Here is a 14,628-nt window from a genome sequence, read left to right as displayed (position 1 = left end):
GATTAGGCTTGCCCCATGGCTCCCATTTACACCTTCGGCGGGGATACCCCGGCCATCCATGACACCGCCTTCGTGGCACCCACGGCTTCCATCATCGGCAAGGCCACCCTCGGCGAGGACTCCAGCGCCTTCTATGGCGTGTCGGTCCGTGCCGACACTGCCGCCATCAGCGTCGGCACGGGCTCGAACCTCCAGGACAATGTGGTCCTGCATGCCGACCCCGGCTTCCCCTGCACCGTCGGCGCGCGGGTCAGCGTCGGTCACAGCGCCGTCGTCCACGGGTGCACCGTGGAGGACGACTGCCTCATCGGCATGAGCGCCACTATCCTGAACGGCGCCGTCATCGGTACCGGTTCGCTTGTGGCCGCCGGCGCCGTCGTGCTTGAGGGAACTGTCATCCCGCCGCGGTCCCTGGTTGCCGGGGTGCCCGCCAAAGTGCGCCGCGAACTGAGCGAGGAAGAGCTCGACGGCGTGAAGCGCAACGCGGCGCACTACAGGGAACTGGCGGCAGCGCACCGCGACATGCACGCGCAGGCCTAGTCCAGGCTGATCGGACCCAGCTCGTCCAACAGGTCACCGGGACCGGGGTTGCCTGCCACGGATGAACCGCCAAGATGGTTCACGACGCCCCACACAGCGTTCAGCCCTGTGGTGACGGCGCCTTCGGCCCAGCCTGCGGTGAACGAGACGTCGTCGCCGGCCAGGAAGATGCCCCGCTGGCTCTCGGGCAGCTTGTCCTGTTTGAAGTGCGTGAACAGTCGCTGCTGGTAGCGGTAGTGGCCGGGCAGGTTGGCCTTGAAGGCACCCATGAAGTTGGGGTCGGCCTCCCAGGAAACGGTGATGGGCTGGCCGACGATGTGGCTCGCGATGTCCACGCCCGGGTAGATCTGCTCGAGCGAGTGCAGCATGAGCTTGACGCGTTCCTCGGCGCTGAGCGAGAGCCACTTCAGGGCATCGTCGTTCCATGTATAGGAAAGCAAGATGACGGCGGGCTTGTCCGGGCCGTCATCGAGCAGGTATGTTGCGCGGTTGAGCCGGTCGGTCAGGGTCATGGACAACACTTCGCGGCCCGTTTCGGGGTCGATGTCCTTCCAGAACGGCCGGTCCACCATCACGAAGGTCTTGGACGACTGCATGTAGTGCGAGCGCTCGATCGCGGTCCACAGTTCCGACGGGAACAACGATTCCTGGGTGTGGATCCGCGTGGACAACAGCCAGGACTGGCATGTGGTCACGACGGCGGGGTACCCGGTTTCGCGGCCCCACCGTTCGCGCACCATAAGGTCGCCGTTCTCTCCACGCTCGATGCGGTCCACGGCTCCGCGCGGGGAACCGGAATGCAGCGATGCCAGCGAGGTGCCTTCGGGCCAGTGGGCCATGCCCGACGGCGCGTGGTGCCAGAGTGCCTCGGGGAGCCGTTGCGCTCCCCCGGTGATGAGCCGGTGCTGGTCGTCGGCGTCAGTGTAGACGACGCGCAGGATCTCGAGGATGGAGTTGGGGAAGTCGGTGTCCCAACCGCCGGTACCGAAACCTACCTGCCCGAAGGCCTCGCGGTGCGCGAATCCGGCCTCTTTGAAGGACTTGCTTGCGGCGATGAAGCCGTAGAAGGTCTGCTCATCCAGGAGCGGGAGCAGTTCGTCCCATAGTTCCTTGATGCGCTTGGTGTCGCGGGCCCGGATCGCGTCCTGCATTTCCTGGAACGCTGCGCCGTCATTCACTGCGGCCTTCCAGGCTGTGGCGACTTCGTGGAAGAACTCAGGCAGCTCGGCAGAGGTGGCGGCGTAGTGCTTCTGTCCGGCCAGCTCGATCACGGTGCTCGATGTTGCGGGAGCGAGCGGGTTGGGGAATTCCTGGGTGTCCAGGCCAAGGAGACCCACGTAGTGGTAGAACGCCTTGCCGGACACGGGGAAGCGCATGCCGCCGAGGTCTGCGACCACTCCGGGAGCGGAGGGGAAGCTCGCGGTGCGCAGCCGCCCGCCGATCTGGTCAGCCTCGTAGACCACGGGGCGCAGCCCGAGCTTCATGAGCTCGTAGGCCGTGACGAGTCCCGACAAGCCGGCGCCGATCACCGCGACCTCCGTGCCGAACAGTTCCGGCGGAACAATCGCCAGTCCGTCGGGATGGGCCAGGTAGTGGTCGTAGCTGAACGGGAAGTCCGGGTTCAGCATGGTGATGGGAGCGTCGGCCGGCGTTGCTTGGGAAATCCCGGTCTCACCGCGGGGTGTGGGTTCCGTGGGCAATTCGGTGGCGATGGTCATGAAAGTTCTGCCTTCACAGTTTCCGGGTCGGCGACCCTGGCGGATAGTTCACGGTATTCCTGTTCGGTCAGGGCCGCTACCTTGGAGTTCCGGCGTCCGTAGCCGAAGTAGAGGGCGATCCCCACGAGCATCCAGCCACCGAACACCACCCAGGTGTCAGCACCCAGGTTGGCCATGAGGTAGGCGCACATCAGCGTGCCGAGGACGGGGGTGATCGGGTAGAGCGGGACGCGGAAGCTGCGCTTGAGCTCCGGCCGGTTGCGCCGCAGGTAGATGACGGCGACGTTCACCAGCGCGAACGCGAAGAGGGTGCCGATGCTGGTGGCGTCGGCGAGCGCGCCGAGCGGGACAAGCCCTGCGGTGAGTGCGACGGCGGTGCCCACGATCAGCGTTCCGGCCACCGGGGTGCCGGTGCGCGGGGAGATTCGACCAAAGACTTCGGGGACCAGTCCGTCGCGGGACATGGAGAGCAGGATGCGGGTCTGGCCGTAGAGCACGGTCAGGACGATGCTGGCGATGGCGAGCACGGCTCCGATGGAGAAGACGAGAGCGATCCAGGGCTGGTGGGTGGTTTCCTCGAGGATCTGCACCAGCGCGGCCTCGGTGCCGCCGAACCACTCCCAGGGACGGGCGCCGATGGCGGCCACGGCAACCAGGACGTAAATGCTGGTCACGATCACCATGGAGAGCAGGATGGCCCGGGGCAGGTCGCGCTTGGGGTTGCGGGCCTCTTCGCCCGCGGTGGAGGCGGCGTCGAAGCCGATGTAGGAGAAGAACACCCGGGATGCTGCTCCCGAGACGCCTGCGGCGCCCATGGGCATGAGGGGTTCGAAGTTCCCGGCGTTGAACGCGGTGAACGCGACGGCACAGAAGAACAGCAGGATGACGATCTTGATGGTCACGATCGCGGTGTTGATCCAGGCGCTTTCCTTGGCGCCGCGCACCAGCAGGACCATGGCGAGGACCACAATCAGCATGGCTGGCACGTTGACCACGCCGCCGCTGCCCGGTGGCTGGGACATCGCGTCCGGCAGGAACTGCCCGAACGCGGCGAGGGTCTCGTTCACGTACTGCCCAGCGCCGACGGCCACGGCAGCCACGGAAACCGCGTATTCGAGGACGAGGCACCAACCACAGATCCAGGCCATGCCCTCGCCCATCGTGGCGTAGGAGTAGGAATAGCTGGATCCGGCGACGGGTACGAGGCCGGCCATTTCCGCGTAGGACACCGCTGAGAACAGGGCAGCGAGGCCCGCGACGACGAAGGAAATCCAGACCGCGGGTCCGGCCAGCGGCACGGATTCACCCAGGATCACCAGGATGCCGGTGCCCAGTGTCGCGCCGACACTGATCATCGTCAGTTGGAGCACACCGAAGCTGCGGACCAGCGGCGTACCGCTTTCGCTGCTTCCGGCTTCGCTGACCATCTGCCCGATCGGCTTGCGGCGGAGCAGCTGCGAACCGAGCCCCGGGCGGCGGGCGGTGTTGCCGGCATCCGTATTCGCGGCGTGCGTTGGCTTGGTCTGGGTGGAGGTAGGCACAGTCACCGTTGACGTCCCTTCAGAGTAGTTGGCGGTTTCCCCTGACAACCGTAAGCCTGTGAGCCAGCTCTCACGGCGGTGCAAAATGACCTATAGTGATCAACCATGAGACGTATTGCACAATCAGAAACTACGCCGGAAGCGGCACTTTCCGGGCAGGTCAGCGTCGATCTGTCTGCGATTTCAGACAACATCAAAGCTCTCAAGCAGCGCACCGCCGCGCCACATTTCATGGCCGTCATCAAGGGGAACGGCTACGGCCACGGCCTCGTGGATGTTGCCCGCACGGCCGTGGCGGCAGGAGCCGATTGGCTGGGAACGGCCCAATTGAACGAAGCCATCGCATTGCGCCAGGCGGGCATCACCGTGCCGGTCCTGTCGTGGTTATATCTGGCATCCCAGACCAGCGCGACCATTCGCGAGGCACTCGAGTACGACGTCGACGTTTCGCTTGGGAGCGTCGGTCAACTTGAAGTCCTAGCCGGGATCGCGAGGCAATTGGGTCGCCCCGCCGTCGTGCACCTCGAGCTGGACAGCGGCCTCAGCCGCGGCGGTGCGCGCAAGGAAGACTGGCCCGAGCTGGTGGCTCAGGCGCGCAAGGCGGAGCAGGACGGCACGGTTCTGGTCCGCGGCATCTGGACCCACTTGGCGTGGGCCGACGTTCCCGCCCACCCCGGCAACGCCGCCGCCGTGGCGGAGTTCGAAGAAGCCGTTCGCGAAGCCCAAGCTGCCGGCCTGGACCCGCAATTGCGGCACGTGTCGAGCTCGGCAAACATCCTGGACCGGCCCGAATTCCACTTCGATATGGTCCGCGCCGGACTGGCCATCTATGGATTGGCACCCGCTGACCACCTGGATCCCGCCGACTTCGGACTGCGCCCCGCCTTGAGCGTCGCTGCACCGCTCGTCATGGTCAAGAAGGTACCCGCGGGAACCGGTGTCAGTTACGAGCACCAAGCCATCACGCATGAGCCGCGCTACCTCGGCCTCATCCCTCTGGGTTACGCCGACGGAATCCCCAAGGGCATCAGCGGCCGGACCCTGGTCCAGATCGCTGGACGGAAGGTCCCGGTGATCGGCAAGGTGTGCATGGACCAGTTCATGGTGGACCTCGGCCCGGATGCGACTGGAATCGAGGTCGGACACACCGCGGTCCTGTTCGGCGATCCGGCCGGAGGGGCCGCGAGCGCCGACGATTGGGGCGCCGCCATCGGAAGCCACGGCGACGAGATCATCAACCGGATCGCACCGCGACTGCCCCGAGTCTACGAATCCGGCGCCTACGAGTGCCCCGATTACCAGGAGGCAGCGAGCGATGTCGCCTGAGCCCGCCGCCGGCCGCCTGAGTTTCGTCACGCTTGAGCAGTTCCTGAAGCAGCTGCCGCCCGAGTTGGAGATACTCCACGACGGCGGCAGCGGCGGGGAGCTGCTGCGCTGGGTTGAACCCAGCGAACTGGACGACCCCACGCCCTACCTGCCGGAAGGGGAGTTCCTGCTGACCGCGGGGCTCCCTTTCCTCGGTGATGGCGGGTCCAGGGAGAGCGTGGATGCTTACGTGAAGCGGCTGGTAGGGGCCAAGGTGGCGGCGCTGGGCTTCGGGATCAGGCCGTATTTCGACGCAGTCCCGGCCGAGCTGTTCAAGGCCTGCAGGCGGCACAAGCTCACCTTGATCGAGATTCCGGAATCCATACCGTTCGCCGCGATCGGGCTTGAGTTCTCCCAGCTCCTGGAATCGGACAACGCGAAGGTCTTCCGCCAGCTCGCGGACACCAACCGGCAACTCATGCGGGCCGTCCTCTCCCCCCGGCCTGAACACGAACTGCTCGCCGCTTTGGTACAGAAGGTTCCCGTGTGGGCGCTTCTGGTCGGCGCGGACGGGCGGGTACGTGCACGCGCCCACGCTGCCGGCGGCAGCACCGGCGTCGAGCATTCACTGCTGGAGCCCATGCTGGAACGACTCCTTTCGGGCAGCGGGCCGCGGGTTGAGGTGGACGGCTTTGGGCAGCCTGGCTCCGAGATGGTTTTCGGCCACCCGCTGCGGAGCACCAAGGACGCCAATCTGGGCGCCCTGATACTGGGCTCGGACGCTGCGCTGACTCCTGCCCAGAACAGCGTGGTGCAGTCCGTCGTGGGGTTGCTGGAGTTACTCGTCCGCCAACGGACCAGCGGCTCCCTCGCGCCAAGCCAATTGGCGACGGCGTTGCTGCTGCACCCGGAAAGCCTTGCCACCGGCGGGACCCGGCACGTCAACGGACTCAAGGACCTCCTGGCGCAGAGCCTGTCCTCCACGCGATCCGCTCCCCTGCGCGTGATCCAAGGCATCAAGGTGGACTCTCCCGAATGGCCCGCCGGCGACAGCCCGGTGCGAGAGCTATTGCAATGGCGGCGCCTCTTCGACACCAAACTGGTGGAAATCACCGATTACGGATTCGCTGCGATCACTCGTTTGAAGGTGGACGACGCGCTCCTGGCGGACGTCGAAAAGCTGGGTTGGCGGCTCGTTATTGGAGACCCGACGGAACTGACCGGGCTCGCCGCAGCGCATCAGCGGGTGACGTCGCTCCGTTCACGCGTCCAGTCCAGCGGACGGAGCGCCCGTGTCGACGAGGTGACCTGGTCCGTCACCGGACTCCTGGGCCGCGAGGCCGGGTCCATGCTGGCGGCGAGGCTTCTTGAACCGGTGCTTTCCTTGGAGGCTGATCGGCGCGATCCCCTCTTGGCAGTGCTCCGGGGCTGGCTGAGCGAAAACGGCAGCTGGGATGCCTCCGCAAAGCTGCTGGGGTTGCACCGCAACAGCGTGCGCCGCCAGATCGGCCTGCTCGCCGAACTGCTCGACACCGACTTGAACCAGGCCCAAGTGCGCGCGGAACTTTGGATCGCGCTCCAGTACACGGACGGGTTGGTGGGCGGAGGGGGCAGATTGTGAAACTACAGATCGCTTCCTTGGCTTCGCATTAGCTGTCTGAAGCCTCCCTCAGTCCGGTTCTCTTATCAGGGCCTCTGCGAGCGTCGGCGGAAACTGCTATGCCAAAGGCCTAACAGTCCCGCCAAAACCAGCAGGCCGAAAAACACCCAGACGGGCTGGCCCGTTGCTGTAGCAAGGAAAGGGCCCCCCACCACGCCCGCGACTACAGCGATAGCCCATACGGTGAACAAAATGCGTCGTTCCTGCTTAAGAGGCATATTCATGATGCTATCCGTTCTAGTCCGAGTCGTTACCGACACTGCGGGCCCGTGTACGCAAATGGGTTCCAGCCGATCGCCGGGTAGATGCCCCAGAACGAGAGCCCGACACACTGGCCACGGTTATCGGCATACTGGGCTGTTGCCCCAATAGATGCTGCCGCCAAAGCGCAAGCGGCTGCCGCGAACGGACCACCGATAGCGCAGGCAACCGCGGCGCCACCCAGCGCGGTAAACCCTGCGGTTGCAATGTCTTTCGTTTCTGACCTGTTGAAGTAGACCGAGCACCATCCGAAGCCGCACCCAGTCTGAGGATCCGCAGTCACCGGGTACTGCGCTCCGAAGTGGTCAACGGTCTGTGTGATCACGTTCCCGGACACCGCATACCGGGTCTGTACCGGCTTCCCGGCAGCGTCCTTGGCCCAAGCCGGTTGAATGTAATTCACCTGCTCGCCAGCAGCGTTGTTGACCGTGATCGATCCGTCGGCGTTCAGATGCAGACGGGTCGAAGCATCACTTACTGCGAACTTGTATTCGGTCGGCGCCGAGGAATTATTGATCACGATATACCCGGCGTTTAGACCTTGCTGACCCGTACCGGTGACAACTCCGTACTTGTTGCCTGCAGCTCGGTGAACGGTTGCTCCGTCCTGCGTGGCTTTCCCCGCCTCCGGAACAAGCGCCGTCAGGGAAACCGGCTGAAGCGAAGATTTCGCGCCGCTCGGAGCGGCATCTTTCACTGCCTTGCTTCGCTCGTCAGCTGCCTTCTTAGCCGCAGCCGTCGCAGGCCCGACCAACCCCTGCTTCTCCAGCACGATGAGTGGATCCTGATAAGACCTATCCCCAAACGAAGCCGCGTGTGCGGCTCCGCTGTAAGTTATTGTGAGCGCAGAACGAGCCAGCAAGGGCCCCAGCACGGCAGCTGTCAACGTGCGCCAATTCAGTTTCATATCGACTCCCTGACGAAGCGACACAAGGGGACGATCCCCACGTCGTCTCTCCTTAGGCTAGCTGCGATCAGAGGCAACCGATATGTAACTACCACTTTTGTTATGGATCCGCGATGACAGCAACTCCATGACCAAGCCCAGTGCCGCCGGCGTAGCCTGGACGAGTGTATCCACCCCGCGCAACCGGACCCTCAACCTTCTGGAGCAGAACCTTCCCACTCGCGGTACAGCTCCGGGCGGCGTTCGCGCAAGTACGGCACTTGTTCCCGGGCCGCCTTGACGCTTTCCGTGGAGATCTCGGCGAACAGCAATGCCCCACCATCCCCGGCAGCAGCGAGCAATGAACCATCCGGACCCGCGACCACACTCCCGCCGAGGAAATCACAGCCGTCCTCGTGGCCGCTGTGGTTCGCGTAGGCCACGTTGAGCTGGCTTTCCAGCGCCCGGGCGCGGATCAGGACTTGCGGTACCGTGTCGAAGCCCGCGGACAGGGCTGTGGGAACCAGCAGAAGCTCAGCGCCTCTCGTGGCCGCAGCGCGGACAGTTTCCGGAAACTCGACGTCGTAGCAAATCAGCAGCGATATCTTGACCCCGTTGAAGTCCACGACGCCGGGAGCTGCTCGGGCGGCGGAGAACGCCTTTCGCTCCTCCCCGCCGAAGAGGTGCACTTTGTCGTAGTCCAGGAGCACGGTTCCGTACGCGTCCAAAAGAGTGGCCGAGATATGCCAGCCCCCATCGGCAGCCTGTGCGGGAAGGCTGTACACGAGTCCGATGCCGTGCGTGCGGGCGATGTCCGCCAGGCGACGCCGGATGCTCGGAAGCGTTGCGAAATCCAACTCCGCGTGGAGCCTCAGCGGCGCGTACCCCACAGGGAAGAGCTCGGGGGTCAACAGCAAGGCAGCGCCGGCCGCGGCAGCGCGTTGCGCCGCCGCATCGACCGTCTTTAGATTGGCGTCGATGTCCAGGACAACAGCGTTGGCCTGCAGAACGGACAGCAGCATCATTACCACCTCGATAGAACCTTGCGTCCCCCGTCGGGCGTTCTTGGGAGACACGCCCGGGATTACTCGTGGTTCCAGCCTAGCCAGCCGCCGTCCGCTCCCACAGGACAAATGGACCTGCGGACGGCCCGCCGGGGATGGATCGTACAAATTGGCGGCACAGTCCATGACGAAGATGCAACTTCACGCCGTTGCGTTAACTTCTTGACTGCAACTGTGATTTGAGGCACGCTTCATGTCATGCCTGCAACATCCAGCTCGACGAAGAGCCACCGCAAGAACCCCGGCTCGCAATCAGCGCTGCGCCACCTGAACCAGCAGCGGCTCATCGAATGCCTGCTGAGCGGCCCATCCACCCAGGCCGAACTCGCCAGGCAGACGGGTCTTTCCACGGCAACGGTGTCCAACATCGTCAAGATCATGCAGGACGCGGGACTCGTCTCCACGGAACCGATCACGAGCTCCGGACGCAGGGCGCTGAACGTCAGGCTCAACAGCAACGGCGCGGTCGCCGTCGGGATCGATTTTGGCCGTCGCCACCTGCGGGTGGTCCTGGCCTCGCTGGGTTATCACATCATCGTCGAGGAAACGGTGACGCTGCCCCTTGGCCACCACGCCGAACAAGGCATCAGCGCCGCCGTCGCACTCCTCAACAAACTCTTGCTCGAAAGCGCGGTCGACCGAAGCGCGGTAGTCGGCGCGGGCGCCGGCATAGCGGGCCCGATCGACCGCCGCTCCGGCACTGTGGCACAGGGTGCCATCCTGCCCGAATGGGTGGGGATCCAGATTCTCGAACGACTGGAGGAAGCCCTCGATCTCCCCGTGTACGTTGACAACGACGCCAATCTCGGCGCCCTCTCCGAGGTCACATGGGGGCCCCACAGCGGGATCAGTAACCTCATGTTCCTCAAGATCGGTTCCGGCATCGGAGCGGGCCTCATCATCAACGGGGCGCCCTACTACGGGGCGGTGGGAATCACAGGAGAAATCGGCCATGCGACCATCCACGAATACGGCGCCATCTGCCGCTGCGGCAACCGGGGCTGCCTGGAAACGATGGCTTCCACCACCACCATGATCGAGCTGCTCGGAAAGGGATCGGGACTGCACCTCGAGCCCGAGGACATTGTCCGGAACGCCCTGGCGAGGGACCCTGCAACCCTTCGCGTGGTGGACGACGCGGGGCTCGCTGTGGGGCGAGCACTGGGCAATGTGGCGAATCTCATCAACCCGGAAGTCATCGTGGTGGGCGGCCCCTTGGCCGGCCTCGGCGACATCCTCCTGGACCCGATCCGACGCGGCCTCGTCCGCCACGCAGTGCCCGTAATCGGCGAGACAACGCACTTGGCGATGTCTTCGCTCGGCGCCCGGGCGGAGGCCCTTGGGGCGGCCGCTTTGGTGTTCCAGCACGCCGGTATCAAGCAGTCCTGAACATTTCGTTACCACGCTGTTATCGCCGTCTTGCGTTAAAGTCTTGACGACAAGCGGTGTGATCCAGTTTACTTTCTCATCAGATAGGCTCGCCATCCCCGAGCCGACAACGACGTCAAACATTGGAGGCGCGAGGGTATGTCGACCCCCATAACGCACCAGGATCCGGTTCTCCTCGAGATGCGGTCCATCACCAAGGAATTCCCCGGAGTCAAGGCGCTCTCGGACGTTAGCCTCCGGGTCAAGGTGGGCGAAATCCACGCGATCTGCGGCGAAAACGGTGCAGGCAAGTCCACATTGATGAAGGTGCTCTCCGGGGTTTACCCCTACGGCAGCTACGACGGCGACATCGTGTACCAGGCGGAAGTCCAGCAGTTCAAGGACATCCGGGCCAGCGAACACGCGGGAATCGTGATCATCCACCAGGAACTGGCGCTGATCCCCGAGCTGTCCATCATGGAAAACATCTTCCTCGGCAACGAACCCGTCCGTCGCGGCATCATCGACTGGGCCGAAGCACGCAAGCGGTCAATCGAACTGCTCGCACGGGTTGGCTTGCGCGAGGACCCGGATACCCCCATCAAGGAAATCGGCGTCGGCAAGCAGCAATTGGTGGAAATCGCCAAGGCCCTGAACAAGTCCGTCAAGCTGCTCATCCTGGACGAGCCCACTGCCGCCCTCAACGAATCGGACTCCCAGCACTTGCTGGACCTGATCCTTGGCCTCAAAGGCCGGGGCATCACGTCCATCATCATTTCCCACAAGCTCAATGAGATCGAGCAGATCGCGGACGAGATCACCATCATCCGCGACGGCAAGTCCATCGAGACGCTCAACGTGGTGGAAGACGGCGTCGACGAGGACCGGATCATCAAGGGCATGGTCGGGCGGACGCTCGAGTCCCGCTTCCCCGACCACACGCCGAAGATCGGCGAGGTGTTCTTCGAGGTCAAGGATTGGACCGTCGGGCATCCCCAGATCCAGGACCGCTTGGTCTGCAAGAACTCCAGCTTCCATGTGCGCCGCGGTGAAATCGTCGGCTTTGCGGGCCTGATGGGCGCCGGACGCACCGAGCTCGCCCGCTCCGTCTTCGGCCACTCCTACGGCCGGTTCATCTCGGGACAGGTGTACAAGGACGGCAAGCCGATCACCATGCGCAGTGTCCGCCAGGCGATCGACGCGGGTCTCGGCTACGTCACGGAAGACCGCAAGAGCCTGGGACTGAACCTCCTGGACGACATCAAGACCACCACGGTGTCTGCCAACTTGAAGAAGATCAGCCGGGGAATCGTTGTGGACACCAACAAGGAATTCATGGTGGCCGAGCAATACCGGAAGTCACTGCGCACCAAGACCCCCTCGGTGGAGGAAGGCGTATCGAAGCTCTCCGGCGGAAACCAGCAGAAGGTGGTGCTCGCGAAATGGATGTTCACGGATCCGGACCTTCTCATCCTGGATGAACCCACCCGCGGAATCGACGTCGGGGCCAAGTACGAGATCTACGGAATCATCCAGCAGCTGGCCAACCAAGGGAAGGGCGTCATTGTGATTTCGTCCGAACTTCCCGAGCTGCTGGGCCTCTCCGACCGTATCTACACCATCTTCGAGGGCGCCATCACTGGCGTACTCAACAAGGACGAAGCCAGCCAGGAAAGCCTCATGAAGCTCATGACATCCAGCCGCAAAGCTGCCTGACCCCGGTCATCTCCAGAACCACACGGACACAAGGACCCAAAACAATGAACGCGCTCAAGAAGCTATTCGGTGGCAACACCCGCCAATTCGGCATGATCTTCGCCCTGGTTGCACTCGTCATCTTCTTCCAGATCTTCACCTCGGGCCGCACTCTCACCCCGGGCAACGTCATCAACCTCTTCAACGGCAACTCCTACATCCTGATCCTGGCCATCGGCATGGTCCTGGTCATCATCGCCGGCCACATCGACCTTTCCGTAGGTTCGGTAGCGGCCTTCGTCGGCATCTCGGTGGCCCTGGCCATCAGGGACTGGCACCTGCCCTGGTACGCAGCAGTCCTGTTCGGGCTCCTGCTCGGAGCCCTGATCGGAGCCTGGCAAGGATTCTGGACGGCATACGTCGGCATTCCGGCATTCATCGTGACCCTTGCGGGCATGCTGCTGTTCCGCGGTTTCAACCAGTTCGTCGGCAAGTCCAACACCGTTCCGGTCCCCGAAGACTTCCAGTACCTGGGCTCCGGGTACCTGCCCGAGATAGGGCCGAAGACGGGGTATAACAACCTGACAATCCTGCTGGGCCTTATCGCCGTCGCCTTCGTGATTATCAGTGCGATCCGTTCCCGCCGCACCGCCCAGGCACTGGGCGCCGAAGTACAAGAAGGCTGGGTCATGGTCACCAAGCTCGTGCTGGTGAACGCAGCCATCCTCTACGCCACGTACCTGTTCGCGACTGGCCGCCCCGGCACCTCGTTCCCCATCCCAGGCCTCATCCTGGCCGTGCTGGTCCTGATCTACGGTTTCATTTCCGCCAAGACTGTCATTGGCCGCCACATCTATGCAGTCGGCGGCAACCGCCACGCGGCCGAGCTCTCCGGAGTTCAGTCCAAGAAGGTCAACTTCATGGTCATGATGAACATGTCCATCCTTGCCGGCCTCGCCGGGATGATCTTCGTGGGCCGCTCCACCGCCTCTGGTCCGTTTGACGGCGTCGGCTGGGAACTGGATGCGATCGCAGCCGTCTTCATCGGTGGCGCCGCGGTCACAGGCGGCGTGGGCACGGTGATCGGCTCCATCGTTGGTGGCCTGGTCATGGCTGTCCTCAACAACGGCCTCCAGCTCCTCGGCGTCGGCGCGGACCTCACCCAGATCATCAAGGGCCTCGTGCTGCTGGCAGCAGTCGCCTTCGACGTCTACAACAAGACGCAGGGCAAGAAATCGATCATCGGAATGATGATGAAGAACTTCGGCCGGAGCAGCGAGATCGCTCCGGACGAGACAACCTCAACCAAGGAAGTCATCTCCAAGGAAGCCTGACCGGCTTCAGGGCGACTTGTTCCATCCACAACAAAGAAAGCGAACCAAGATATGCGAATGTTTGGTAAAGCAGGAAAGGCAGCAGCAGTAGCTGCGATCGCGGCACTGGCGCTGACGGCCTGCGGCCGTACGGACAGCGGCAGCTCCGGTGGTTCATCCAGCGGCAGCGAGGCATTCCCCAAGGGATCTTCGATCGGCGTCGCGCTCCCCCAGAAGACCAGTGAGAACTGGGTCCTGGCGGAGAAGCTCTTCAACGACGGGCTCACGAGCGCAGGTTTCAAGCCGGATGTGCAGTTCGCCAACGGCGGCGTTTCGGAGCAGCAGAACCAGATCAGCGCCATGATCACCAAGGGTGACAAGCTCATCATCGTTGGTGCAATCGATGGGGCCCAGCTGGGCACGCAGCTCAAGCAGGCCAAGGACGCCGGCGCCACGGTCATTGCGTATGACCGCCTGCTCCTGAACACCTCAAACGTGGACTACTACGTGGCCTACGACAACTTCAAGGTCGGCGTACTGCAGGGCCAGGCCCTGCTGGACGGACTCAAGGCCAAGAAGCCAAACGGCCCGTACAACATCGAGCTGTTTGCAGGTTCCCCCGATGACGCCAACGCGAAGGTCTTCTTCGACGGCGCCATGAGCATCCTGCAGCCGAAGATCGATGACGGAACCCTCAAGGTGGTTTCCGGCCAGAAGTCGTTCGAGCAGGCCGTCACCCAGGGCTGGAAGGCAGAGAACGCCCAGAAGCGCATGGATACCCTGCTCGCAGGTACCTACACCAGCGCTTCGCTGGACGGTGTGCTGTCCCCGAACGACACCCTGGCCCGCGCTATCCTGACCTCGGTTAAGGCGGCCGGCAAGCCGCTTCCGGTCGTGACCGGCCAGGACTCCGAAGTTGAGTCGGTCAAGTCCATCCTTGCAGGTGAGCAGTACTCCACCATCAACAAGGACACCCGCAAGCTCGTTGAGCACGCCATCACCATGGTCCAGGACGTCCAGTCCGGCAAGACCCCGGAGATCAACGACACCAAGTCCTACAACAATGGCGTCAAGACCGTGCCGGCCTACCTGCTGCCCCCGGTCATCGTGACTCTAGCCAACGTGAAGACGGCCTACGTGGACGATCCGGTCCTCGGCCCGATCACCAAGTAGTAGTTCTCATCTAGGCACCAGCGACGGCGGCCATCCCCACTCGAGGGGGTGGCCGCCGTCGTCGTGTCCGGTTCAAACCGCGGTGGCGCAACGCTTCACAGGCC

11 protein-coding genes are annotated in these 14,628 nt (G+C 63.7%); 7 read left to right on the top strand and 4 right to left on the bottom strand.

What is annotated here, in order from left to right; translation table 11 throughout:
- Positions 1 to 15 precede the first annotated feature (15 nt).
- Entirely contained in the window at positions 16 to 540 is a 525-nt protein-coding gene (locus tag QRN52_RS06280) for a gamma carbonic anhydrase family protein (protein WP_284751897.1), read from the top strand.
- On the opposite strand, the gene QRN52_RS06275 is transcribed toward QRN52_RS06280, so the two are convergent.
- Both QRN52_RS06275 and QRN52_RS06270 read right to left on the bottom strand, forming a co-directional pair.
- The gene (locus QRN52_RS06275; protein WP_284751896.1) at positions 537 to 2,258 is read right to left on the bottom strand and encodes a flavin monoamine oxidase family protein; all 1,722 of its coding nucleotides are present in this window, start codon (positions 2,256 to 2,258) and stop codon (positions 537 to 539) included. The genes QRN52_RS06280 and QRN52_RS06275 overlap by 4 nt on opposite strands.
- Entirely contained in the window at positions 2,255 to 3,685 is a 1,431-nt protein-coding gene (locus QRN52_RS06270) for an amino acid permease (RefSeq protein ID WP_284751919.1), read from the bottom strand. Before QRN52_RS06270 ends, QRN52_RS06275 begins: the two co-directional genes overlap by 4 nt.
- A 219-nt stretch (positions 3,686 to 3,904) precedes the next feature.
- Between QRN52_RS06270 and alr the strand changes: the two genes are divergently transcribed.
- Both alr and QRN52_RS06260 read left to right on the top strand, forming a co-directional pair.
- Positions 3,905 to 5,125, top strand: a complete 1,221-nt coding sequence (gene alr, locus QRN52_RS06265) for an alanine racemase (RefSeq protein ID WP_284751895.1) — start codon at positions 3,905 to 3,907, stop codon at positions 5,123 to 5,125.
- Positions 5,115 to 6,725, top strand: coding sequence for a PucR family transcriptional regulator (locus QRN52_RS06260; protein ID WP_284751894.1), 1,611 nt, complete (start codon positions 5,115 to 5,117; stop codon positions 6,723 to 6,725). The genes alr and QRN52_RS06260 overlap by 11 nt, the downstream gene beginning before the upstream one ends.
- A gap of 289 nt (positions 6,726 to 7,014) precedes the next feature.
- Here QRN52_RS06260 and QRN52_RS06255 read toward each other — a convergent pair whose 3' ends face one another.
- Positions 7,015 to 7,797 carry a hypothetical protein gene (locus QRN52_RS06255; RefSeq protein WP_284751893.1) on the bottom strand — a complete coding sequence of 261 codons (783 nt, stop codon included), beginning with the start codon at positions 7,795 to 7,797 and terminating at the stop codon, positions 7,015 to 7,017.
- A gap of 326 nt (positions 7,798 to 8,123) precedes the next feature.
- The gene (locus QRN52_RS06250) at positions 8,124 to 8,933 is read right to left on the bottom strand and encodes a carbon-nitrogen hydrolase family protein (protein ID WP_390279513.1); all 810 of its coding nucleotides are present in this window, start codon (positions 8,931 to 8,933) and stop codon (positions 8,124 to 8,126) included.
- A 240-nt stretch (positions 8,934 to 9,173) separates the two neighbouring features.
- Here QRN52_RS06250 and QRN52_RS06245 point away from each other — a divergent pair, with 240 nt between their 5' ends.
- From QRN52_RS06245 to QRN52_RS06230, 4 genes are all read left to right on the top strand, one after another.
- On the top strand, positions 9,174 to 10,364 hold the full coding sequence (locus QRN52_RS06245; RefSeq protein ID WP_284751891.1) for an ROK family transcriptional regulator: 1,191 nt from the start codon (positions 9,174 to 9,176) through the stop codon (positions 10,362 to 10,364).
- A gap of 138 nt (positions 10,365 to 10,502) precedes the next feature.
- A complete protein-coding gene (gene mmsA / locus QRN52_RS06240; protein ID WP_284751890.1) occupies positions 10,503 to 12,059 on the top strand; it encodes a multiple monosaccharide ABC transporter ATP-binding protein in 1,557 nt (518 codons plus the stop codon).
- A 44-nt stretch (positions 12,060 to 12,103) separates the two neighbouring features.
- Positions 12,104 to 13,372 carry a multiple monosaccharide ABC transporter permease gene (mmsB, locus tag QRN52_RS06235; RefSeq protein WP_284751889.1) on the top strand — a complete coding sequence of 423 codons (1,269 nt, stop codon included), beginning with the start codon at positions 12,104 to 12,106 and terminating at the stop codon, positions 13,370 to 13,372.
- Between the two features lie 51 nt (positions 13,373 to 13,423).
- Positions 13,424 to 14,524, top strand: coding sequence for a substrate-binding domain-containing protein (locus tag QRN52_RS06230; RefSeq protein WP_284751888.1), 1,101 nt, complete (start codon positions 13,424 to 13,426; stop codon positions 14,522 to 14,524).
- The last annotated feature ends 104 nt before the right edge of the window (positions 14,525 to 14,628 follow it).

This window comes from Arthrobacter sp. efr-133-R2A-120, assembly GCF_030209835.1.
GTDB lineage: Bacteria > Actinomycetota > Actinomycetes > Actinomycetales > Micrococcaceae > Arthrobacter.
Note: the sequence above shows the minus strand (reverse complement) of the source record. Positions and strands in the feature narration are given on the sequence as shown.